The sequence below is a fragment of the Cylindrospermum sp. FACHB-282 genome (assembly GCF_014697195.1).
Taxonomy (GTDB): domain Bacteria; phylum Cyanobacteriota; class Cyanobacteriia; order Cyanobacteriales; family Nostocaceae; genus Cylindrospermum.
Window position 1 is genome coordinate 1 of sequence record NZ_JACJRJ010000036.1, and the last position, 22,906, is coordinate 22,906.

Annotated in this window: 17 protein-coding genes and 2 pseudogenes; 14 read left to right on the forward strand and 5 right to left on the reverse strand. The window is 41.4% G+C overall.

The window, feature by feature from the left end; all coding sequences use genetic code 11:
* The first annotated feature begins 347 nt into the window (after positions 1 to 347).
* Entirely contained in the window at positions 348 to 1,430 is a 1,083-nt protein-coding gene (locus H6G32_RS17990; protein ID WP_190460728.1) for a class I fructose-bisphosphate aldolase, read from the forward strand.
* Between the two features lie 183 nt (positions 1,431 to 1,613).
* Positions 1,614 to 1,958 carry a hypothetical protein gene (locus H6G32_RS17995; RefSeq protein ID WP_190460729.1) on the forward strand — a complete coding sequence of 115 codons (345 nt, stop codon included), beginning with the start codon at positions 1,614 to 1,616 and terminating at the stop codon, positions 1,956 to 1,958.
* A gap of 684 nt (positions 1,959 to 2,642) precedes the next feature.
* Here the strand turns inward: H6G32_RS17995 and H6G32_RS27440 are convergent.
* Positions 2,643 to 2,804 (reverse strand): annotated as a pseudogene (locus tag H6G32_RS27440) (IS630 family transposase); the annotation flags it as partial.
* Positions 2,805 to 3,413: 609 nt separating this feature from the next.
* On the opposite strand from H6G32_RS27440, the gene H6G32_RS18000 reads away from it, so the two are divergent.
* From H6G32_RS18000 to H6G32_RS18015, 4 genes are all read left to right on the forward strand, one after another.
* Positions 3,414 to 3,890, forward strand: a complete 477-nt coding sequence (locus H6G32_RS18000) for a hypothetical protein (RefSeq protein WP_190460730.1) — start codon at positions 3,414 to 3,416, stop codon at positions 3,888 to 3,890.
* A 582-nt stretch (positions 3,891 to 4,472) separates the two neighbouring features.
* Positions 4,473 to 5,333: a P pilus assembly protein, chaperone PapD gene (locus H6G32_RS18005; RefSeq protein ID WP_190460731.1), complete on the forward strand. Its 861-nt coding sequence runs from the start codon at positions 4,473 to 4,475 to the stop codon at positions 5,331 to 5,333.
* A 192-nt stretch (positions 5,334 to 5,525) separates the two neighbouring features.
* A complete protein-coding gene (locus tag H6G32_RS18010; protein ID WP_190460732.1) occupies positions 5,526 to 8,258 on the forward strand; it encodes a carboxypeptidase-like regulatory domain-containing protein in 2,733 nt (910 codons plus the stop codon).
* A gap of 918 nt (positions 8,259 to 9,176) precedes the next feature.
* Positions 9,177 to 10,343 carry a pyridoxal phosphate-dependent aminotransferase gene (locus tag H6G32_RS18015; RefSeq protein ID WP_190460733.1) on the forward strand — a complete coding sequence of 389 codons (1,167 nt, stop codon included), beginning with the start codon at positions 9,177 to 9,179 and terminating at the stop codon, positions 10,341 to 10,343.
* A gap of 81 nt (positions 10,344 to 10,424) precedes the next feature.
* Here H6G32_RS18015 and H6G32_RS18020 read toward each other — a convergent pair whose 3' ends face one another.
* Positions 10,425 to 12,182, reverse strand: coding sequence for a flavin monoamine oxidase family protein (locus tag H6G32_RS18020; protein ID WP_199328152.1), 1,758 nt, complete (start codon positions 12,180 to 12,182; stop codon positions 10,425 to 10,427).
* Positions 12,183 to 12,785: 603 nt separating this feature from the next.
* Between H6G32_RS18020 and H6G32_RS27550 the strand changes: the two are divergent.
* Together H6G32_RS27550 and H6G32_RS18025 are read left to right on the forward strand one after the other, a co-directional pair.
* A pseudogene (locus tag H6G32_RS27550) lies at positions 12,786 to 12,920 on the forward strand (ISH3 family transposase); the annotation flags it as partial.
* Between the two features lie 76 nt (positions 12,921 to 12,996).
* Complete coding sequence (locus H6G32_RS18025) at positions 12,997 to 13,452, forward strand: Dabb family protein (RefSeq protein WP_199328153.1); 456 nt, start codon at positions 12,997 to 12,999, stop codon at positions 13,450 to 13,452.
* Between the two features lie 23 nt (positions 13,453 to 13,475).
* Here the strand turns inward: H6G32_RS18025 and H6G32_RS18030 are convergent, their stop codons facing one another.
* Positions 13,476 to 14,663 (reverse strand): glycosyltransferase, encoded by a 1,188-nt coding sequence (locus H6G32_RS18030; protein ID WP_190460734.1) that lies wholly within the window; start codon positions 14,661 to 14,663, stop codon positions 13,476 to 13,478.
* Between the two features lie 171 nt (positions 14,664 to 14,834).
* On the opposite strand from H6G32_RS18030, the gene H6G32_RS18035 reads away from it, so the two are divergent.
* From H6G32_RS18035 to H6G32_RS18050, 4 genes are all read left to right on the forward strand, one after another.
* Positions 14,835 to 15,596: a Uma2 family endonuclease gene (locus H6G32_RS18035; RefSeq protein ID WP_190460735.1), complete on the forward strand. Its 762-nt coding sequence runs from the start codon at positions 14,835 to 14,837 to the stop codon at positions 15,594 to 15,596.
* A 615-nt stretch (positions 15,597 to 16,211) separates the two neighbouring features.
* A complete protein-coding gene (locus H6G32_RS18040; RefSeq protein ID WP_190460736.1) occupies positions 16,212 to 17,177 on the forward strand; it encodes a protochlorophyllide reductase in 966 nt (321 codons plus the stop codon).
* Positions 17,178 to 17,627: 450 nt separating this feature from the next.
* Positions 17,628 to 18,887, forward strand: coding sequence for a proton extrusion protein PcxA (locus H6G32_RS18045; protein WP_190460737.1), 1,260 nt, complete (start codon positions 17,628 to 17,630; stop codon positions 18,885 to 18,887).
* Between the two features lie 133 nt (positions 18,888 to 19,020).
* Positions 19,021 to 20,337 (forward strand): hypothetical protein, encoded by a 1,317-nt coding sequence (locus tag H6G32_RS18050; RefSeq protein WP_190460738.1) that lies wholly within the window; start codon positions 19,021 to 19,023, stop codon positions 20,335 to 20,337.
* A gap of 25 nt (positions 20,338 to 20,362) precedes the next feature.
* Here the strand turns inward: H6G32_RS18050 and H6G32_RS18055 are convergent, their stop codons facing one another.
* A complete protein-coding gene (locus H6G32_RS18055) occupies positions 20,363 to 20,842 on the reverse strand; it encodes a cyclase family protein (protein WP_190460739.1) in 480 nt (159 codons plus the stop codon).
* A gap of 87 nt (positions 20,843 to 20,929) precedes the next feature.
* A complete protein-coding gene (msrB, locus tag H6G32_RS18060; protein WP_190460740.1) occupies positions 20,930 to 21,424 on the reverse strand; it encodes a peptide-methionine (R)-S-oxide reductase MsrB in 495 nt (164 codons plus the stop codon).
* Between the two features lie 136 nt (positions 21,425 to 21,560).
* Here msrB and H6G32_RS18065 point away from each other — a divergent pair, with 136 nt between their 5' ends.
* Positions 21,561 to 21,860 (forward strand): putative quinol monooxygenase, encoded by a 300-nt coding sequence (locus tag H6G32_RS18065; protein WP_190460741.1) that lies wholly within the window; start codon positions 21,561 to 21,563, stop codon positions 21,858 to 21,860.
* A gap of 242 nt (positions 21,861 to 22,102) precedes the next feature.
* Positions 22,103 to 22,876, forward strand: coding sequence for a class II glutamine amidotransferase (locus H6G32_RS18070; RefSeq protein WP_190460786.1), 774 nt, complete (start codon positions 22,103 to 22,105; stop codon positions 22,874 to 22,876).
* The last annotated feature ends 30 nt before the right edge of the window (positions 22,877 to 22,906 follow it).

The window sequence follows — 22,906 nt, forward strand, 5'->3', positions numbered from 1 at the left end:
GATTTTGAGCTATAAATTCCTGTAGTTCGCCGATGACTCCACCCACCGCAGGTATCTCTTGTTCTAAATACTGCTTTATCATTGTTCTGTTTTAGACTTGTATGCTCTCTCCGGTATTATCTCTTATTTTTTTTCAAAAATCAAATATTATTCCTATATATGTCTAATGGTAGTAGACAAAAGCGCACACTAACAGCCCTAAATAGTAATTAACATCTTAAAAGATTCTCTTTACTTTCTTCTTCCTCCTCCTTCGCGTACTTTGCGTACTTTGCGGTAATGCCGACCGCACCTACGCGAACGTTTAAAAATTATCTGCACCACTCAAATAAAATTACTAAAAACCTATGACTTCAACAATCTTAGAAGCTAATTATATCGAGTCATTGCTAGGTAAAGAAGCAGAAGACTTGCTTACCCATAAAGCCAAAGTATCTCAGGATTTGCTGCATTTACCAGGGCCAGACTTTATTGAGCGAATTTGGTTAAATAGCGATCGCCATCCGCAAGTATTGCGAAACCTCCAGCAACTTTACTCTAGCGGTCGTCTGGCGAATACTGGCTACCTTTCAATTTTACCAGTAGATCAAGGGATTGAGCACTCAGCAGGAGCATCTTTTGCCCCTAACCCGATGTACTTTGACCCAGAAAATATTGTTAGACTAGCGATCGCAGGCGGTTGTAATGCTGTGGCGACAACCTTGGGCGTATTAGGCAGCATTGCCCGCAAATATGCCCACAAAATCCCCTTTATTGCCAAACTCAATCACAACGAACTGCTAACTTATCCGAATCAATATGACCAGATAATGTTTGCTGATGTAGAACAAGCTTGGAATTTAGGTGCAGTGGCGGTAGGTGCAACAATTTATTTTGGTTCAGAACAGTCTACCAGGCAAATTCAATTCGTCAGCCAAGCCTTTAAACAAGCCCATGAATTTGGATTAGTCACAGTCCTCTGGTGTTATTTGCGAAATAGCACTTTTAAACAAGATCAAGATTATCATGTCGCCGCTGACCTCACCGGACAAGCGAATCATTTGGGTGTAACTATCGAAGCAGACATAATTAAACAAAAGTTACCTGAATGCAACAACGGTTATGGTGCAGTAGCCAAAGCCACAGGTAAAAGTTACGGCAAAACTGATGAGCGAGTTTATACAGAATTAACCACCGACCACCCAATTGATTTAACTCGTTATCAAGTACTCAATTGCTATTCTGGACGTGCAGGGCTGATTAATTCTGGAGGTGCAACTGGTAAAAATGACTTTGCAGAAGCTGTTCGCACTGCTGTAATTAACAAACGGGCTGGCGGTACAGGATTAATTTCTGGGCGGAAGACGTTTCAGCGTCCATTTGAGGAAGGAGTAAAGCTATTTCACGCTATTCAAGATGTTTATTTGTCTCCTCTAATAACCATAGCCTGACCTCACACCTAAATCCTCTCTGAAAAGCATATACAGGAGACTTATCTGATCTGCATTTTAGCCATTTTTGTCCCCCTGTCAGACTTTTTATATACAGGTAACCAGCCTAGGGGAAGACGTAAGCTCAAGGAGAATTTTTTAAAGTTTAAGCATTCGTAAAAGAGCTACGAGGAAATTTCCCCAATGTTGGAAATCAAGAGAATATTTAATCAATTGCACCGCAAACTTGCCATAGTCATGCTGGCTAGTGTAATCTGGCTAATTAGCTTACCTGCGCCTTTAGCTCAGTCCGCTGGTTATTATTCGGCAGAAACCCACAAGCTCGAAGTAACTCGTCCTTATTATGCTAGTAAAGAACGTAAAATAGCGCGAAGCGAGGCAAATAGACCTTACTACACCATTAAAGAACGGAATCAGTCCAAATTAAAGACACCAGCAACAGGTGACGACTATATCGAAAGTGGTAAGCGAGCAGGTGAAGTGATTCCTAAAGATTTGGGAACTGGAAGCCGGCAAAACATCCCATAAATACCATCCTTCAACCCGTGTCCGGCTCCGCTCTTCTTCTTCTCCTTCTCCTTTGTCCTGTGACTTTCTTTCTGTTACCTGCTCTTGAGTGAGGCTTTGAAACCCCCATTTCCTCATAGGGAATGGGGATTAGGGTCAGGGGAGCTAGATTTCCAAGGTTTGTGTTAATAACGCTACTTTCCAAACATCCTCTTCAACTAAAGCCACTCTCACCCCAAAATCATACCTGTACAAGGCTCTGGGGCTGGTTGAGTTATTTTAAATTTTCTGCTAATTATTTTTTTTAAATTCCGGCTCTTGCGTTGTTTTTATGGTGATTGAGGATTGATTATAACAAAACCCTTATGGGGCAAGGGTTATAAAAAATTATGCCATCATTTTGAATGAAATGCCTAGGACTTACGCACTGTACAAATTTACCCTCTTTTCAAGCTTTTTCGATGCGTCCCCTGACGCATCCTACACGTAGTGTGCGTTCCCTAACGCACAATTTATAGGAGTTTCAATGAATAAAATCGATGAACATATTCACCATTGTTTGTCAATGCGTAAGTTCTAATGCCTACGAAATAAGGCTTTCAACGATTTTGAACCTGGTTTTCCATAAAAAGTACCGAAGAGCCTAAATTCCTTACGCTACTCTGGATTTTGTTTGTACTTTAGGCTGTACTTTGCCCAAAATTAAACGTACTTTTTAAGCTCTAAAATTCTCCTAATTTGAGAGCCGCTTAACTTAATTTGTGTTGTTTTTTCCCGATATGTTGCTAAGTTCATTGCTCTCCATCGACAAAACTCATATCCATATCCTGCTGGGTCTTTTTGAATTACTTCTAATAACAAATTAAGTAGGTGGGTGGGAAAATTCATAAGTATGTCATTGTGAGTGAAGCAGAGTGTAACAAATCAATTGCCAGGACTTTGACGGTTTTAGACTTTGTTCCATAGTTTAAGTTGATTCGTGCCTACATACCTACCTACTTATCATATTCTTTGGTAACTTTACGAAACTTACTGTCTCTTCTTCCATCTAAAAAAGCTTCTCTCTTTTTTGCGTCGCCATCAACGGCCCAATACGCTACTGTTTGGATATGCAATATCTAAAAAATACTAATTTATTGGTAACTTTTTTAATCATTCATCAACAATAAAATGAGAATGACAATTTTCTTTATTACATAGACTTTTTTATACTATCAAAATATTCCAGTAGCTGTTCACTCTGTTCTTGAGACAGACTCTTTTTTGCTGGCATAAGTCACTGGCAGTAGCTGCTTACTTAAGCATTTATTATACAATAAAGTTACGTATTAATTAATCAAAATTAAATTGACAAATTGAGTACAACTATGTGAATATCACTATTAATGTAAATCTGAATGTAACCATCATTCCACCGGAATATGTTTACGTAATTTTACAACAAAACACCTTTTACTAAAATTGGAGAACTTTTTAATGTTGCGTCGTTCTTTATTAGCTTGTGTTGCAATGCTAGCTAGCACTGCTGGTTTTGCTGGTGCTGCTAGTGCTGATACTGCTGATACCGCTACTGTTACATTCAGTGGCAGTATACCTGGTGTATGTCGTTTTGATAATGCTACTGGCAGTGGTTCTTTGGCAAGCTATAGTAGCGACTATTATCTGCTTGCCTACCCAGGACTGGGAGGAACAATGCCTACGCTCAATGTTACTTGCAATGCCCCTGGTTCTGTTTCTATCGGTGCTACTACACCAAGCGCTTCTAACCCTGTTGCCACTAGTGTATATGCAGGCTTTAACAATGGTAGTTACATTGATTCTAACCCTGTGTATGTTGAGGCAGGTTCCACAGTTCCAGTCTCAGTTGGTATGTATGCTACTAACCAAGATGGAGGAACTCTTCCTTCAGGAAACTACGAGTACACAGTAACTTTGACCGCGGCAGGAAACTAGTTAGCCAACTTGTAGTCAATAATCCAGATAAGTTCATGCTTATTAATGAATTATTGACTATGACTCATACAAATTTAAGATGAAGCTGCATAAAATAAGCCTTCAAAAATGAAATTGTAAGATGGCAACGAGCAGATTTGCTCTGGGGTTATTGTTTCAAGGACTTGTTGTAGACGTGAAAGTAAGTCCTGGGGGTTTGTAAAAATTTCTCCTTGAAGTTGGCGTTTAATAAATTCCCAAACTCCCTCAATTCAATTGATTTCCTGACTATGTGCTCTTTGACATACAGGAATCAATTTTTCGGCGTTGCTGAATTGAACTAGAAAATTCTCAAATCTAATTTTTAAAGCTTTTCCATAAAGCGGGGGCAAGTGGCTTGAATCCGAAGGCAGTAATCAACAAGCGGGTTTCATTTTGACACAAATATCCTAGCCTTTCAGTTCAAAATAATTGATTTCATGGGTAGCACAAGCAAAACCCAACAAATCCTAAATTTATGTTTTATTTTCTAACTGAACCGTATTGATTTATCTGGCTAATTATTGTATTTTGCTCAGTTAAATTTTAAATTCTGAATGACTTATGAAGTATCAAATTAGTCGTACTGCTTTGCGTCTGGGCGCTTGGGTTCTATCAGGGGTATGTCTTTTTTCTAACGCTGCTTTTGCAGAGGTTAGCATATCACCTCTGGTAATTGAAGGGGAGGCAAAACGCGGTCAATATCAAGATGCAATCAACATTACAAATACGAGTAATCAAGCGCTTCGCGCTCGTGTCTACATTGAGTTTTTTACCTATAATGATAGTGGGTTTCAAACTGTGCCTTCTAATGCTAGCGACCTTAGTCCGTATCTACAGTTTTCCCCACGGGAGTTGACTCTACCGCCAGGGAAAACCCGACGAATACGCCTAATTTCTCGACTTGCTCCCAGCCTTCCTGATGGGGAATATAGAGCGGTAGTTTTCACGGAAAATCTCAAAGAGGCAACTGGAGTAGATAAAACCGGTACTGCTATTAATCTTAAAACTCGTATTGGGGTGACAGTTTATGTCCGCAAGGGTAAGCTGTCTCCGAGTTTAGCTGTGGATCGAGCCAGCTTTAATGATCAACAAAAACAGATTCAAGTCTTGGTTCGCAATTCTGGAACAGCATCGGCTCGAACTTCACTCAACTGGATACTAAAGCTAGCAGAAAAGGTTGTCAAAACTGGCAGTGTTATTCCCAGTTCTGTAATAGCAGGACAAGAGCGAAATTTATTACTCAATTTCCCTGATAAAGATCATCGCCTTGCCCCTGGTAATTATCAACTAAGTGGTGAGTTGACATGGGGTGAAAACAACAACAAAAGCAAGCTTCCATTTAACATTAATGTAACTGTACCGCCTCAAACTGCTGGCTCACCTGAAGGCACTGGATTACCAAGATTAAATATTAAAAAGTAAAAAGTGCGTACTAGTATTTTTTGTTACTTTTTACTGATTTGCTCCAGTGACCAAAAATCCCGGCTGAACCTTATACCTCATCCCTCTCAGCTTGCAGAAAGCGGTGAAATCTGCCTATGGAACAAAATTTTTTTTCATAGGCAATTATCAGCCTACAATTTAAACCCCAGGTGGGTGAAAGGTTGGGATAAGATGTCACTTTTACCTTTTGCCTTTTACCTTCTGATTACCACCCCAGTAGGGGCTAATCCCCCGATTGTCAATCCGCCTATTCCCCGGATCCCAGAGGGAACTAATCCGCTAATCACGAATCCGCCTATTCCTACTCCTACTCCCACTCAGACAATCCCAACGGGGGCTATTACTCCTCCTGTCAAGCCAGCAAGCCCTACAACCACTACTCCAGCAGAGTTGCCTAAAGACTTAGGAAAAGCAAGTGTATTTCCAGTAGGGTTGAATCTGGGCAAGCGCAACGTGAATCCCAGCATCTTGGTGCGAGGGCAAGAAGACGGGACACAGGCAATTAATTTTGACAATTGGCTGTTGTCCTATGATGATGTAATTCAAGCATTGAAATTAAATGTTACCTCTTTACCAGACGGTCAGTTAGAAGTGCGAACGGCTGGTATTGTAACTCGCATCGATCCAAAAAAAATTCGCACAGATCCAGAACTAGGACTGGTTTTTTCAACTCAAGAGTTACAAGCTCTGTTTGGTGTGAAAGCTGAATTTGACATCAATGAGTATGCAATTATATTGGAAGTGCCTTGGTTAAATAAATCCAGTACCAACGTTGCGGAGACAGAAACTCCCATTCAACTAGAAGGGTTGCCACGCATTGCACCTGCAAATTTCAGTTTGGCGGCGGTTGAGCAAAAAGTAAATGCTACCGGAACCCAAACTAGATCACCAACTTATAAAGGAGAATTCGTCAGTGTCGGTAGCGCTTTCGGTGGATCATGGTTCCTGCGTACCAATCAACGTAACTTCCAAGATTGGCAGACTTGGAGTGTTGCTGACGCTCAGTTTTTGCGACAAACCCATCAAGCTGATTATATTGTTGGTTCCCAACAGACTTTTTGGCAAACTCAGCAAACTCAGCAAACAGGCGGCTATTGGGGCTTTACATTCATTCAACGGCAGGGGTTTGTACCCCGTCAAGTCTTAGGTGCTGGTTCTACAAATTCTCACCAACGTTTGGAAGCAGGCTCAATTGGACGGACAATTTCTGGTAGGGCAGAACCGGGTACTTTAGTGCGGTTGACGCAAAGTATTGGCGATCGCGTCATTGCGGAAGTGTTGGTTGATTCTTCTGGCATTTACCGCTTTGAAAATATCAAGAATAGTAACCAATTCTCTGGCGGAGGCTATCGCGTCTTACTGTACCCTCAAGGACGACTCACAGCCCAACCGGAAATTCGGGATGCCAGCTTTTCTAGTGTACCAGGACAGTTACCACCGGGGGCATCAGGGTTGATCGTTTCTGGTGGGTTGCGACACTCAGTTTCTGATTCTGAGAATGCAGGATTGTTGGGCAAATTTTCAGATTTCCGCGGTGGAATTGCTCAAAGATGGGGTTTATCGGAAAATCTGACGGTAGGCTTAGGTGGAATTTACGATAAATCCCCTAGAGCAATGGCGGAATTATTTTATCGTCCCTCAAAGGTACCTTTGCAGGTAGCAGTGTCAGCACTAACTGGTGATGAGTGGGTGTGGAACGCAGATATCCGCTACGACCCAACTCCCAGCCTAAGTGCTGCATTTATAAGTGATAGCTATTCTAATCGTTTGAATGTCAATTGGCGAGTGTTTGGTGGCTTCACCTTATTCACAAACGCTGTCAGCGACAATGGTATGGCTGGTGGAGTGCAAATTAACTTGAGCGGCAAAAATGCTTTTACCTTTGCTCGTGCCAGTCTAGATAGTAAAAATTACTTTCGCTGGAATTTGCTGCAACGTCTCGGCAAAATGGAATTCACGCAACGCGGTAATGAAGTTGGCACTTTGTCAGAATTTAGCTACAACTTTTCTAAAAACCTTTTTTCTAATACGGGAAACTCATTGGTGTTAAATTATGAAACACAAAATCAAAATCGCAGTGACAAGTTACTAACCGTGGGTTGGCGCTATCGCTCACCACAACAGGCGATTGATGGTAACTACCTGTGGGAAGCACAGCTAGGTTATGGCATTGCTTCTCAGGGTAGTGGAGGAGTAGTCACATTATCAACAACAATTTTACCAGGCTTACTGTTGCGGGGACGTTATCAAGGTGTAACGGTAACTTCCGATCAAGCTAGTTTTAGTGTAGATTTAGTGTCTAGCTTAGGTTTACAACAAGGGATTACCCCAGGCGATCGCCGTTCTGAATACTTCCGTACCCAAGGTGGATTGTTAATTCAACCCTTTTTTGACCGCAACGGTAATGGTAAACGCGATGCAGGGGAAGACGCTTATACAGAGAATGTTGAATCCCTACTTGTTATCAACACCCGCTCTATTAAACCTTTAAAACCGGAAGTTCTAGGCGATCGCATTTTATTACGTCTTCCACCTGGAACTTATCGTCTTGACCTTGATCCAGCAGGTTTCCCCCCCGACTGGCAAGCTACGATTGATGCCTTAGCCGTTGATGTAGTCGCTGGCGGTTATACCCCGATTGTGATCCCACTATTTCCTGCTTACACACGATCAGGGGTAGTTACGGATGCTCAAGGTAAAGCCGTTGCAGGCGCACGGGTAGAAGCTATACAATCAGATAAAGGAATTCGGCATTTTTCCGTGACCAACGGTGCAGGAGTATATTATTTAGAAGGCTTGCACCAGGGTAACTATACTTTGCAAATCAACGGTAAATCGGTTGACAGCTTGAAATTGCAAGAGTCTTCTGAACCATTCCAAGAACTTAATTTGCAACAGCCGTAAAGTTCTCAAAGCATCGCCATTATTATCTATAAAGGTGACTGTAGTAAGTAAGTCAACCTTAAAAAACATCAAATAGACCTAACCCCCCAACCCCCTTGCCTAGTAGGGAAGGGTGAGAGGTTTGAGGAGAGGTCTTACGTTTAATTAAGTTGATCTACTTATTAGGAATTCTAGGTTTGAAGAAGCGTCGGAGGAAAGCGAGCACATTCTCAATGGATGTAAAGAAAAATTTCTGTTTCTTAGAACAGGGATAACTTATGGAGAAGGGGAAAAGTTCCAACGAGGTTGGATGTATAGAAATTAGCTTAAGCTAAGGAATTCTGCAAAATGCAAATCTCGACCGGGATTGTGGGATATCCTTAAATAAGATAGAGATTCGCCGAATAAAGTAGAGTCAGTAACCCAGCCCTAAAGGGACTGGGCTTGCAAGAGTAATCAAGCAAGCCGTACTGACCAGACCACCCTAAGCCTAGTCAAAGGGTAGCCGTTATTTGAGTCACGACACCGGAGAATGCGTAGCCCCTTCGGGGTTCAGCAGTCGCTCATGGGGGAAACCCCCAAGACCGCGCTGCTTCACTAGTTAAGAGCTCTGTCGCTTGCGATTAAACAGTTCTAAGGTCACTGGGACAGTGTTGCAAGCCTAACAAGCTCTTATAACAGGTCGTTCGCGAAGCGTCTCCCCTTGGGAGATAGCTAACATTACCCCAGAAATGGGAGGCTCTTTGGAGCAAAACATTATGCGTACAGAGTTGGAAAATTTGAATCGGTAATTGTCCCGTTGAAAGTACATCACAAAAGTACCCCGAATTTCCCAACTCCAAGGCGGTAATGAAAAATATTCAAGGCGGTTAAAACCGCACGAGTCGTTTCCCTCTCAGCACTCTTCGTGACTGAGTTTCCCACTTACCGCAAGGTCTTATGAAGCTGGCAGCAAGAGTAAGTCAGGTAACACCCTCCATAACCTTAGCGATCGCAGCTAAAGCTAAGGCTCTAAAAGCAGAGGGAGTAGATGTTTGTAGTTTCAGCGCTGGAGAACCAGATTTTGATACCCCAGCCCATATCAAAGCCGCAGCAGCAAAAGCTTTGGATGAAGGCAAAACCAAATATGGTGCAGCAGCTGGAGAACCAAAGTTAAGGGAAGCGATCGCCCACAAGCTCAAAACTGATAACGGTCTTGATTACAAATCAGAGAATGTCATCGTCACCAATGGCGGTAAGCATTCGCTGTACAATTTGATAGTGGCGCTAATTGATCCGGGTGATGAGGTAATTATCCCTGCTCCCTATTGGCTAAGTTATCCAGAAATGGTGACTTTGGTAGGTGGGGTATCGGTAATCGTAAACACAGATGCAACAACCGGTTATAAAATTACCCCCGAACAACTGCGTCAAGCCATCACCCCCAAAACAAAGCTATTTGTCCTCAACTCCCCATCTAATCCTACAGGGATGGTTTACACGCCAGAGGAAATCAAAGCACTGGCCCAGGTAGTAGTTGATGCAGATATCTTCGTTGTTTCTGACGAGATTTACGAAAAGATCCTCTACGACGGTGCCGAACACATCAGCATTGGTTCCCTTGGTAAGGAAATTTTTAACCGCACCTTAATCAGTAACGGGTTTGCCAAAGCTTACTCAATGACAGGATGGCGTCTTGGCTATTTAGCGGGGCCTGTGGAAATTATTAAAGCTGCAAGTACCATCCAAGGCCATAGTACATCTAACGTGTGTACCTTTGCCCAATATGGTGCGATCGCCGCCCTACAAAGTGAGCAAGACTGTGTTGAAGAAATGCGCCAAGCTTTCGCCAAACGGCGACAGGTGATGTTAGACAGACTCAACGCCATTCCTGGATTGAGTACCGCCAAACCCGACGGCGCTTTTTATCTGTTCCCTGACATCAGCAAAACTGGTCTTAAATCCCTGGAATTTTGTGACGCCTTGTTAGAAGAACACCAAGTTGCAGTCATTCCCGGAGTCGCTTTTGGTGCTGATCACAATATCCGTCTTTCCTACGCCACCGATATGACAACTATTGAAAAGGGCTTGGATAGGTTGGATAAATTTGTGCGTAGCCGTATTTAGTTCTGATCTTGATTTCTGCTAAAATCGAGCATCTTTAGCCTGAATTTCCCAGTCTCTGACTGGGAAAAATCATTGACTCAACTAAAAGGACTCCACCATCAGGCGTGTATCTGGTAATATATCGAGTTCAGGTATAGGATAATTTGGATCTGTTACCCGATTAACCGCATTAATTGCCGATACAACTGCACCCTCCTGCCATCCCGGTAAGGCAGAAAGCTGATCACCAATGATGTAAAAGTTTTGGTTGCCCTGAATTAGGCTATTGTAGTGAGTCTCTTTCTCCTCAACAGCTTGCCAGTTTGCCCAACCACCCTTCTGATAAGGTATATTTTGCCAAGCAATAGCCAAGCCATGCTTCAAGCCATTGGCAAAATCATCACCTCCCAAGTTTTTAGCCCCTGCTTTGGCAATTTCTAGGCGCTTTTGTGGGGGTTTTTTGCCCCACTCAAAGGCTACACCTTGAAAATTGTAAGCTCCAGTTAGCACGCCCAATTCAGCATGGTAGTTATCTGATGGGTACCAGACTTGTCCGATTTCGTCGCTACTCCACGAAATTCCACCATAGATGGGAACATCACCAGGATTATTAGCCTTAGCCTTCTGCCACAAATCACGCTTTGCTTGCCAGCCCACCTTTGTAGCATCTGCTAGGAATTTAGGTTGGTATCCATCAGCAGAGGCATTACCACTACCATATTGCGCTTTATAAACTGCTTGTAACGCGGCTTGAAACTTCTGGTCAAAGTGTTTATCCTCCAATACCCCTTTCAACAAAGGAATCGGCATATTACTGAAGCAATAATCTGCTTCTATCATCTGTTCTACACCATCTTGTTGAAAGTAAATGCTATATCTTTTCGTGTCAGCACTATAGGTAATTTTTGTCACGGCAGCGCCTAGTCGAATATCGCCACCCTTTTTCTCCACCTGGTACTTAAAGGCATCAACAACTTTGTCCATACCGCCTACAGGTTGAAACAGCGTGGGCTGCCAGAGAAAATCTTGGGGTTGATAAAAGGAAGTTCTTCTTGCCCAAAACTCCGATGCCAGCAATTCTTTGAGTTGTAAAGGTTTTTCAATTTCACCTGCCGCCACACCTGGTAAATGAGTATAGCCAGATCGATCAGAACCTAAGTAATAACCTGGATTTCCTTCAACCGCCTGGAGATGTCCAAATCTTTCGAGTAATTGCTTAAATTGTTCGATTTCCTTTGGCGAAAAGTAGGCACATTTAGAGTCTTCCAAGAATTGGAACAACATCTGAGCAATCCAACCTCGTGTGTCATTATCCAAACGTCGGTTTGGTACTGAGCCACCAAAAGCGCCTTGTATGTAAGTCAGATTGGAACGACTATCCATTACATAAACTTCCAGAGGTACTTTAAACCGCTTGAGATAGTCTAAGAGATGTGTGTGAGCAGAGGGGATTCGCCCAGGCCCAGCATTCAGGTAGGGTTTATAGGGTTGATCTGGTTCACTCTCAAAAATACATTCTTCAGGCTCAAATCCCTCTTCGGCAATGGCATCACCAGGACGCACAGTAAAGTTTCGTCCACCTACTCGTTGATTCGCCTCCAAAATCACACAACTACAACCAATTTTTTGTACGAGTAACTCATAAGCAGTGGTTAGACCCGCAACACCAGCCCCAATAATCACAGCTCGCTTGTTGTGACCAATATTTTTATTTTCAGGCGGAACCACAACGTTGTTCCGAGCGCGTTTGAGGTACTCAGCAATTGAACCCCTGGCGGAGTCGATTGCTGCCCAGGCAGATAACTGAGGGTTTGCTTCCAGCAAGGCGTGTCGGCTCATGTTTTTCCGTGTTGTCACCATTTTCATAACTCCTAAAAATCAGACATCAAAATTTTTACAATTCCTATTTAGTGACAGCAAGATAAATCCTTGCTGGACATGGATTACAAGTCAAAGGAAAAATATTCTTGTGTGAACGCCATTAAAACCCGAAGGTCACAAATTAATTGACCAATTTCCAGATGCTTGACCACCAAATGTTTTTTGATTGTCATCTGCCTCAAGGCTCAATTTAACAAGTGATATATCACACCAAACAGTAGTTGTAATTATGATTTATTTCAATAAATAATTTATGAAACTTTCCGCAGAGGTTTCATTATTGCTCAGTAAATATACCTCAGTAAATACCGCTAACTTATAAAGTTTAGATAAATAAATAACTACTTTTCAATAATAAAAACTACTCATAGATATAAAAAAACTGACCATTACTCTCAAGCTGTTTAATCTTTTTCAAGAGAAAAATTATTAACCGCTGAAACATGGGTCACAACTTGCTATTGCTATAGTTGTCTGTATAGTTATCAGAGCTAAATCAACTCTTTATGCAAATTTCTAAAAAAAGATTATAGTAGTTATTCTGTACTATTAATAGATTAGATATTTCCAAAATCAATTTTTGTAAATTGTAAAAGGAAAGGTAGTCGATTAATTTATCACACGCTTTTGGCATTTAAACAGATGTTAGCCTTTTTATCTCAAGCTATTGAGCGGAAATATCAAGTCGTTGAAAGCATCTATATTCCGTCAGGTTAATATTGACCAATTTTCGGCTAGTTAATCATAAGTAATCATAATCTATACTATGTCTGCTGGTTAGAATATTCTCTATTTGCAAGTATCAACAGCTACGAATACTCTAGCGATCGCTCTTCGGGAAAAAACTTTTTGGTTTACTGATTATCAGTTGCTTTGTTCTAGACTTCCATTACTCACTTATGGGAAATTAATTAAGACAAGCTTTTTGAAATTTCCCAAAATGCCACAAGTTCAACACGTAGTTCTACTAAGTTTCAAAGAAGAAGTCACAACTGAGCAAATTACTTATTTGTTCGGCTTACTGGCAGAACTTCAGCAATTGATTCCAGGTATTACCCACTTTTCTGGTGGGCCAAATTCTAGCCCCGAAGGACTAAACCAAGGCTACACTCACGGATTTCTCATGACTTTTGTCAGTGTTGAGGCTAGAGATGTCTATCTCCCTCACCCCGAACACGAAAGAGTCAAAGCAGAACTCAATCCATGCATCGAAGCTGTCCTCGTCTTTGATTTTGACTTCAAATCCTAAGTTAGAGTTTTAGGGCTGGTAGTTCACAGCAACCCCATCTCTCGCAATCCCTGGCGTAATCGTTCCGCCTCTTTGGGGTTATGCTGTTTGTGAATAGCGATCGCATTTCCAAAGGCAGTCAAACTAGCTTTAATATTGCCCACCTTCAGCTGCACCACCCCTAAATTCTGATAAGCTTCGGCATAGTTGGGATTTAAGCGGATGGCTTTTTGGTAAGATGCGATCGCATCTGTAAACAAACCCAAAGCCTTAAATATCATCCCCAAATTATAATGTCCGGCGATAAAATTGGGGTCAATCTTCAAAGCTGTTTCATAAGCTGTTTTTGCACCGTTAAAATCTCCAGATGCTTTAAGTAAATTGCCCAGATTATTGTATGCTCCCAATTTCAGCATCGGGTAAATCGGCAACTTAATGGCAGCTTGATACTGGAAAATTGCCTCTGGGGAATTTTGCAAATGACTGTAAGCAATGCCCAAATGGTAGTGCAGTTCGTACAAAATCTCATAATTTTCCTCAGCCACGGCGATTCCTCGCGTCAGTAAATCCATCCCTTGGGCGATTTTCCCAGATTCCACATACAATGCCCCTAACTTACTGCACACATAGGGGTCATGAGGATGGGTAGCGAGAAACTCCTCCATTGTGGCTTGAGCTTTAGCAAATTTGTTGAATTGTGCGATCGCCTTTTTTTGATATCCTGAATGGAGAATTGCCACTCCTGGTAAATAGCCTACCTGCCAATGGAGTTCTTGCCTTAAAATTGCCGCCACGCTGTCATCCACCAAAGCATGGTAAGGACGTTCAAAGCGAATATCTGGGTGATGGCGAAATAGCCTAGAAACCATAGAATAAGGTGATTGTTCCGCCCCAACTTCTTGACGAACCAGATTAATCAGCAGATATTCCTCACTGCTGATAGCTTCTTGCAATGCTGGCACAATTTCCGGTTTTAGCATTTCATCGGCATCTAAAACCAAAATCCAGTCACCTGTAACGTACTTTAGCGCCTCATTCCGGGCAGCACTGAAGTCATTACACCATTGAAAATCATAAACCTTTGCCCCGTAACCTTTGGCAACTTCAGAAGTGCGATCGCTAGAACCTGTATCTAGAACAACAATTTCATCTACAACATTTCTCACACTACTCAAACATTTAGGCAGTGCAGCCTCCTCGTTTTTCACAATCATGCACAGACTTAGACTCATATAGCAATTAAATAGTGTTTACAATTAATAATTTATAAAAAAACATAAATATGATTTTAGGGTGCCTTAGGCGCATTTGTATCAGTAGGACATAGGCCGGGAACAAGATATATAAAGGATTTGCCAGTTAGATTTGTTTATACTTATTATAAGTGCTTAGAACAACTCATCATGTTAAATTTAAACCTACCAAGGTACTTACCCTCAGCCGAAGAACTACCCGACTCTGACGAAACACCTGTGGATAATGAACTACAAGAATTAATACCAGGTTTACTCAAAGCCATATTGCTCCTACTATGGGCAGATAAAATGGACTGGTTTTTTGCGGTAGATATGGGAATTTATTATCACCCTGATAAACCGCCAATTGTCCCCGATGGGTTTCTAAGTTTAGGGGTAGAAAGATTTTATGATGAAGAACTGCGCCCTAGTTATGTATTATGGGATGAAAACATTCTCCCGATTTTCGTATTAGAGGTAGTTTCCCAAAATTATCGCAAAGAATATAGCACAAAATTAGAAGAATATGCAGCTTTAGGTATTCTTTATTATGTGATTTATTCTTCTCGTCGTCGTCGCAAACCACACCTAGAAGTGCATAAATTAGTTAATGGCAAGTACGAGTTACAGCCAGGAAACCCAGTTTGGCTACCAGAAATTGGCTTAGGAATTGGTTGTGAACGGGGAAACTATTGCGGTGTCACCAGGGAATGGATGTACTGGTATGACCAAGCAGGCAAGCGTTACCCAACACCACAAGAACAAATTACCACAGCACAACAGCAAGTACAATTTGCAGAACAAAGGGCTAAGTTTGCTGAACAAAGAGCGCAACAAGAAGCCCAACGCGCCCAACAAGAAGCTCAACGCGCCCAACAATTAGCCGAAAAATTGCGGGAATTAGGGGTAGATCCTGATAATCTTGCATAAAGGAAAGTCCACTATAATCTTCTCTACAAAGATTTTTTCAAAATAGAGTGAAGATCGGTTTTTGTTGTCGTTGTTTGCTTTGAAAATATAGCCAATACAGCTTAGGTAAAGGCTTTACACCCCACTTTGTTGCGATGGGTAACAGCACCCCCATAGCGATATCGCCATGACATATCACAAGCAATTTGCCCGACATCATATGAGATCATTGAACACTCTCAGCGTCTAAAGATGCCCTCGATTCTTTAATCAACGAGCCAACTTGCTACTGCTGGATTACTCCAACCGGAGTAGAGGTCAATTCTCCTAAAGCTTAAATGACCGTATCCCTACCGTACTCAATTAATTTTTGTGGCTTTTAAGTCTAATCAAAATCTAGCTTTCCTAAACTGCTACACCGTTAAGCGTGACTACGCACTCAACTAATCCAGTTAAGTTTTTACCTTGTTTAGTTATACTTGTATTTTCGACTTAATTCTCATATTATCACGTTCACCAGGAATTAGGCGACTAAAGCGCACGAGTCGCTTATATCTCAGCACTCTTCGTGTCTGAGCTTTATGCTTACCGTGTACTTTGTAAACAGTCAACGACAGTCAACGAAGTCTGAACAGAATGGAACAACATCGGAAGTCAACAGTCGTGATCACGGGTGCCTCATCGGGGGTTGGCTTGCAAGCCGCGAAAGCTCTTTCCCAAATGGGGCAATGGCACGTGGTGATGGCCTGTCGGGATTTATCGAAGGCCCAAACCGCTGCCCAAGCCGTGGAAATGCCCCACGACAGCTACACAATAATGCACCTCGACTTAGCCTCCTTAGAGAGTGTTCGACAGTTTGTGAAGGACTTCAGGGCAAGCGGTAGATCCCTAGATGCTTTGGTGTGCAACGCCGCAATATATATGCCTTTAATCAAGGAGCCATTGCGAAGCGTAGACGGATATGAATTGAGCGTTGCCACAAATCACCTCGGTCATTTTCTCCTGTGTAACCTCTTCCTTGAAGACCTGAAAAACTCATCATCCTCAGAGCCAAGATTAGTCATTTTGGGAACCGTGACGCACAACCCCAAAGAGTTGGGAGGAAAAATTCCGCCGCGTCCGGACTTAGGGAATCTGGATGGCTTTGCAGCCGGATTTAAAGGGCCCCACGTCATGATTGACGGTAAGAAGTTTGAGCCTGTCAAAGCTTACAAAGACAGCAAAGTTTGCAACGTACTGACCATGAGAGAATTGCATCGGCGCTATCACGAGTCACACGGCATCACCTTCAGTTCTCTCTATCCCGGATGTGTAGCTACAACAGCCCTATTCCGAAACCACTATCCCTTATTTCAGAAACTCTTCCCACTTTTCCAGAAGTACATCACCGGCGGTTTCGTGACCGAAGAGGAATCTGGCAAGCGGGTTGCGGAAGTAGTCTCAGATCCTGCATACAGCCAATCTGGTGCTTATTGGAGTTGGGGAAATCGACAGAAAAAACAAGGCAAATCTTTTCTTCAAGAAGTCTCTGCCGAAGCAAGCGATGATGACAAAGCTGAACGTATGTGGGAACTGAGCGAAAAGTTAGTTGGACTTGCGTGACGCAACCTTTTTCCAAAGAAAGCGATGCTTCTTCATGAGCCAATACTAAGCGGGTAAGTGTAGCGAACCGCATACAAAGAGATTTTGAAACTCTTGTTTGCGGTTTAGTTGTAATTATTATGGTTTAACCTGATTTTGGACTTAACAGAAAAGTAGGTAATTAAAACTAATTTGTGATGATATGAATCTGTTAAAGTATCCTTCATATACTAGGACTTAGGCACCGTAAAAATTTACCCTCTTTTGCGGCTTTTTGGATGCGTCTCTTTACTCAACTTTCCCCGTAGTGTGCGTTCCCTAACGCACAATCTATAGGACTTTCAATGAATAAAACTGATGTTCATATTTACCATTTTTGTCAATGCATAAGTCCTATACCTAAATTATCTAAAAAAATAGTGGATAATATCTAATCATATTCTCAACATATATAAATCAAAAATATCCGCAATGAAAGCACCCTTTTTCGCAAAAATTACAGATTACTGGCACAGATTTAAGCAATGGTGTTTGGATACACCAGAAAGATCGGTCTTAGAAGCTTACCAAGCGGCTCAAATCATTAGAACAATTGAAATAGAACAATTTGACAGCCAAAAGATATCTACTGAATCAGGAACATTTAATGAAACTGAGATGTCTTATTGGCAGGTATATTTAGATAAAAATTTAACTATTATCAAGGTTAGATTAGGAGAATTTAATTTGAGTCGTACCTTCATCAATATATCTAATCCCCTTTTGTTAAAAAATCTCAAATTTATTGATGAAGTAATATCCAAGTATGATCAAAAATATCAACCAATTAGTAATAGTAGCTTATTGTCAAATACTCAACCACTACAAATTAACCGTCAGGTGGTCAATGAACAGTCAAATTCATCTGATAACGGCACTAAAATGCCATCTCTATCTCAGAAAAATAGCGTATTGCCAAGGTCTATTGGCACCACCATAAATAAAATTAAACGAGATTTTTCACCTCAAGCAGAAGAACGATTTGTGAGAAATTACCGAATCTCTACAAATCGGACAAGAAGTGCGATCAAATTTTTATTACTTCTCATTATTGTGCCGCTGCTAACTCAGGATTTTTCTAAGCAACTTTTAGTCAATCCTATAGTAGAGAGGATTAGAGTTGAAAATACAACTCGGATTTTCCTCAACTCGGAAATGGAAACAGAAGCTCTCAGTGAATTAAAAATTTTTGAAAATAAATTAAAGTTTGAAAATTTACTTCTTCAAACACCAGAAAATTTGCCAGCAGCAATAGAAGAAAAGATTAAAAACAAAGCCATTGAAATAGCAGGTAAATTTCGGAATCAAAGTATTGAAGCTGTCAGCAATGTCTTTGCGGATTTGATATCACTGATTGCTTTTGGCATCGTTATTGCTTCGAGCAAAAAAGAAATTTTGATTGTGAAATCTTTTCTCGATGAAATTGTCTATGGTCTCAGTGATAGTGCCAAGGCTTTTATAATTATTTTGTTCACAGATATGTTTGTAGGATTCCACTCACCCCATGGCTGGGAGATTATCCTTGAAAATTTAGCAACCCATTTGGGAATACCAGCGAGTAGAAGCGCAATATTTCTCTTTATCGCTACATTTCCGGTAATTTTAAACACGATATTTAAATACTGGATATTCCGCTATCTCAGTCGGCTATCTCCTTCAGCATTAGCTACATTAAAAGAGATGGATGAGTAAGTTAAGCAATTGAAAATTGTCTCATTTACAATAGACCATCCGGCTCCCCTAAGAGATAAAAAATTGAAGTATGTTTCCGAAGGAGAGCTAAAATTAATAGAGTTTATTTATTGAGCAAATGAAATTACTACTTATGAGCATCCTATTCAGTCAAAAACTACGCAATGCACTAGGTATTTCTGCTTTAGTGCTTATTAGTTTAGCTAAGAGCCATCTATATACTCAGTCAAAAAATTACGATAAACAGAATTTATCTGCTACTCAGCAAGAAAATGTTACCTCACCACAATCACAGACTTCTCCTGGTTTAATTCAATCTGTTAGTACAGTTACCACAAATTTTCTGTATCCTGTTATTCCGCAACAAACGCAAGATAAACCTTTATCTAGAAAATATTCTGCATCTACATCTGCACCTTATCAAGTAATCGATGAGTGGAAAAAATATAAATTCAGCATTAATGGTAGTCAAATTTTAACTCCAACAAAACTGCCAACCACTAAGGTAAATTTTAATCAAGCAGATTTATTAACTGTTCTCTCGAATACCAGAAAATATTTTCAAGACTACGCTGTGGAAGACCCAGATATTTTACGTACAGGAATTTTGGGTACTCAAGGAGTGACTGTAGAAGATATTCTCAAGACTTTAGATTTTATGGTGAATGTCTTAAGGGAGGATATTGCCAATAATCGAGCTAGTCGTTTACAAAACTCTGATTTTATTAATAGCAATTTCCGAGTCATTAAATGGTCTGCTAATAACCCAAAAAACCAGAGTCAGAAGCAGTTAAGAATTACAAAATATGCTGTTTTTACTCATCCAGGCTCTCGGACAAAAACTTCTACTTATAAAATACCTATCTATAGTTTAAAAGAAAATTTTGCTGTTGGCAAGTTTTATGAAAAATACACAAAGCAAGATGTTTTGTCAGGAATTTATGAGCCTGGTGGTAGAGAATTTGGTAAGGTTGAACCCCTGGCTTATTTGACCCGTTCTGGTTTAGAAGAAGCATTGATGGAAGGAACAATACTGATTAATTTTACAGATGGTTCTAAAGGATTATTTAATGTAGATAGAAACAATGGAATATCTTACATTAGAGGGTTAAAAGCAACAGCCCAAAAGCGTTATTGGTATTTTAGAAAGGTTGACGATATCAAAGGTTATGGATACAAGATAGATGCGAAAATTTCCATCAAGCCAGGAGTGACTTTTGCTGGAGATGTTTTAAATATTGGTTTAGGTAAAGTGATTATAATTGAGCATAATCAAGGGGGACGTAAACAGCTGCAAATGGGAGTTGTTGCCGATACAGGTGGTGCATTTTTACCCAATCTTCATCAACTCGATTTTTTGGCAGGTATTTTTCAGAATCATAAAGATTTTGGGGCGCACATTAGCCAACTTCCTGAATATGCTACAGCATACATTTTAGTGAAAAAGTGATGTTTTTGGCAGGCATTGAATTTTTTCAAAAAAAAGCCATCACAGCAGCCGGAGAACCTGAACCATCGCGCAACCGGAGAACCCCAATCACCAAAGTAGTACCTTGGGGTGGTAGCTGATCTAAATTGGTGAGATTCTCCAAGACAATACGTGGCTGTGCTAGTACCAGATGGTTAGTTGCAAAAGTGCTGTCTTGTCCAGAGTCTACACCATGAGTATCAAAATTAACTGCTGCTGCTGGGCGAATATCTATAACTACCGCAGGTACGACCAAAGACTGGGCGGGGTATTGGTCAATTCCGATACCTGAATTATCAAAACTGTTAGGGGCATTAATATGAGTGGCGCTATGTTCCCCTAAGGAAAAACGCCGCAGGTAATAGCCATCTTTGGGGATTTCAGCAACGGAGGAAAATTCCACTGGGGAATCTCCCGGCCATTGAGGAATACCTGTGTCGATTATGTGACTCAGATGAATCACGCGGGAGTAGTATATGGTTGGCATATTTACTGAGCCAAGCTGAATATTTATGTGCAAAAACAACTATATTCGGCAATTATAGAGACGTTGTATGCAACGTCTCTAGATTGATTACGCCGGAGTAAACTTCAGCGCCACCCCATTCATGCAATAGCGTTTACCAGTGGGTGCAGGGCCATCGTTAAACACATGACCTAGATGCCCACCACAGCGGCTGCAATGTACTTCAGTTCTAGTCATAAACAAGGTACGATCTACGGTAGTGGCGATCGCCCCCTCAATGGGGTTAAAGAAGCTGGGCCAGCCAGTACCACTGTTAAACTTAGTATCCGATGTAAATAGTGGCAGTTCACACCCTGCACACACATAAGTGCCTTGAGCATATTGTTTATCCAGTGGGCTGGTGTGAGCGCGTTCTGTCCCATGTTTCCGCAATACATAAAACTGTTCCGGCGTTAAAGTCTTACTCCACTCTTCTTCAGGTTTAGTAATTTCAAACTCAGTCTTGGAAGTTGCCATAGTTTCTGAACTCCGATTGATATAGCGAAACAAAAAGGCTGTGCCCACTAATGCGGCACTAATCTGTAAAAAATAGCGTTTGTCCATATATCTATATTAATAACCAACTACACTGGGTTACTGGAATACATCTGACGCTACATGGTAAATACCATAATATAGGTATTAGGGGTGATGCAGTAATTAATGCCTAATCCCCCATGACCAATTACCAATTTTACTAATGTCTAACCAAACTCTTTGCGTTGTTGCCCGTTTTAATGCTTTACCTGACAAAATAGAAGCGCTAAAAGCTCTATTGTTAGAATTGATTGAGCCAACCCGACAGGAGCCAGGTGCGATTAAGTATGAACTCTTGCAAAACCAGGCTGACTCCGCAGAGTTTACTTTTGTAGAAGAATGGGCATCTGATGAAGCCCTTAAGGTTCATCTAGCCTCACCCCATTTTCAAGCAGCTGCTGCTAAATTAGAGGCTTTGGTCGCTACACCACCGGAAATCCGCCGCTACAATCTTTTGGCGTAGTTAAAATTCAGCAGTCTTGATATATTTAAACCAAATTCCGCAACTGAGTTGGTATAAAACTGGCTTTGGGACGATTTTAAGCGAATTGGTTGGGTAGAAGGATTACTTGGTAGCCCTGTTCAATAGTTGGAATATTTCACCAATAAATTGTGAAGATTGCAGCGATCGCACCAAAATAGATGCAGCATTCTGAAGTATCTTGTTCCACAGCCATTAGTTTAAAATTCAGAGCTACTACATCGATGTGCCAACTGCTGGGAATGAATTGCAATGTGCCAACGGATATTTGTTTTTCCTTTGAAGGTTTTTCTGCACGGGGAGGAAAAACCGATGATCATCGCGATGGCTGGGGGATTGCGTTCTTTGAAAAAAAAGGATGTCGCATTTTTATAGATGCCAAACCCTCTGTAGCCTCTCCAGTGGCAGAGTTAGTCCGGAGTTATCCCATCCACTCTACCCATGTAATTGCCCATATCCGCAAAGCTACCCAAGGTGAAGTCGTCTTAGAAAATTGTCATCCTTTCCGGCGCGAACTGTGGGGGCGTTATTGGGTGTTTGCCCACAACGGAAATTTGCCAAATTTTCATCCTGAAAACAGGGGCTTTTTTCAATCTGTGGGTAATACCGATAGTGAACAAGCATTTTGCTTGATGTTAGAAACATTGCGATCGCACTTTCCTCAAGGTAAGCCTCCCCTAGAAGAACTGTACCCGGTACTCTATAAAATCACAGAAACTTTAGCATCAATAGGCGTTTTTAACTACTTGCTGTCAGATGGAGAACACCTTTTTGCCCACTGCTCAACCAAACTCTGCTATATTGTCCGGCAAGCACCATTTGCTGCTGCTCACTTGATTGACCAAGACATGACCGTAGATTTTCGGGAGTTGACTTCACAGAGCGATCGCGTCGCTGTCATCGCCACCACCCCCCTCACCGATAACGAAGTTTGGACACCAATCCAACCAGGAGAATTGCTAGTATTTCGGGATGGGCTACCGCTGAAGTCTGGATAGGAGGGCGTTGGATCGACTCCATCAAAAATC

Excerpts from the sequence above, each read along its gene's own strand:
- H6G32_RS18020 (WP_199328152.1), bottom strand. The coding sequence starts at position 12,182 with ATGGTGACAACACGGAAAAACATGAGCCGACACGCCTTGCTGGAAGCA.
- H6G32_RS18050 (WP_190460738.1), top strand. The coding sequence starts at position 19,021 with ATGAGCATCCTATTCAGTCAAAAACTACGCAATGCACTAGGTATTTCT.
- H6G32_RS18045 (WP_190460737.1), top strand. The coding sequence starts at position 17,628 with ATGAAAGCACCCTTTTTCGCAAAAATTACAGATTACTGGCACAGATTT.
- H6G32_RS18065 (WP_190460741.1), top strand. The coding sequence starts at position 21,561 with ATGTCTAACCAAACTCTTTGCGTTGTTGCCCGTTTTAATGCTTTACCT.
- H6G32_RS18010 (WP_190460732.1), top strand. The coding sequence starts at position 5,526 with ATGTCACTTTTACCTTTTGCCTTTTACCTTCTGATTACCACCCCAGTA.
- H6G32_RS18030 (WP_190460734.1), bottom strand. The coding sequence starts at position 14,663 with ATGAGTCTAAGTCTGTGCATGATTGTGAAAAACGAGGAGGCTGCACTG.
- H6G32_RS17990 (WP_190460728.1), top strand. The coding sequence starts at position 348 with ATGACTTCAACAATCTTAGAAGCTAATTATATCGAGTCATTGCTAGGT.
- H6G32_RS18070 (WP_190460786.1), top strand. The coding sequence starts at position 22,103 with ATGTGCCAACTGCTGGGAATGAATTGCAATGTGCCAACGGATATTTGT.
- H6G32_RS18015 (WP_190460733.1), top strand. The coding sequence starts at position 9,177 with ATGAAGCTGGCAGCAAGAGTAAGTCAGGTAACACCCTCCATAACCTTA.
- H6G32_RS18035 (WP_190460735.1), top strand. The coding sequence starts at position 14,835 with ATGTTAAATTTAAACCTACCAAGGTACTTACCCTCAGCCGAAGAACTA.
- H6G32_RS18000 (WP_190460730.1), top strand. The coding sequence starts at position 3,414 with ATGTTGCGTCGTTCTTTATTAGCTTGTGTTGCAATGCTAGCTAGCACT.
- H6G32_RS18040 (WP_190460736.1), top strand. The coding sequence starts at position 16,212 with ATGGAACAACATCGGAAGTCAACAGTCGTGATCACGGGTGCCTCATCG.
- H6G32_RS18055 (WP_190460739.1), bottom strand. The coding sequence starts at position 20,842 with ATGCCAACCATATACTACTCCCGCGTGATTCATCTGAGTCACATAATC.
- msrB (WP_190460740.1), bottom strand. The coding sequence starts at position 21,424 with ATGGACAAACGCTATTTTTTACAGATTAGTGCCGCATTAGTGGGCACA.
- H6G32_RS17995 (WP_190460729.1), top strand. The coding sequence starts at position 1,614 with ATGTTGGAAATCAAGAGAATATTTAATCAATTGCACCGCAAACTTGCC.
- H6G32_RS18005 (WP_190460731.1), top strand. The coding sequence starts at position 4,473 with ATGAAGTATCAAATTAGTCGTACTGCTTTGCGTCTGGGCGCTTGGGTT.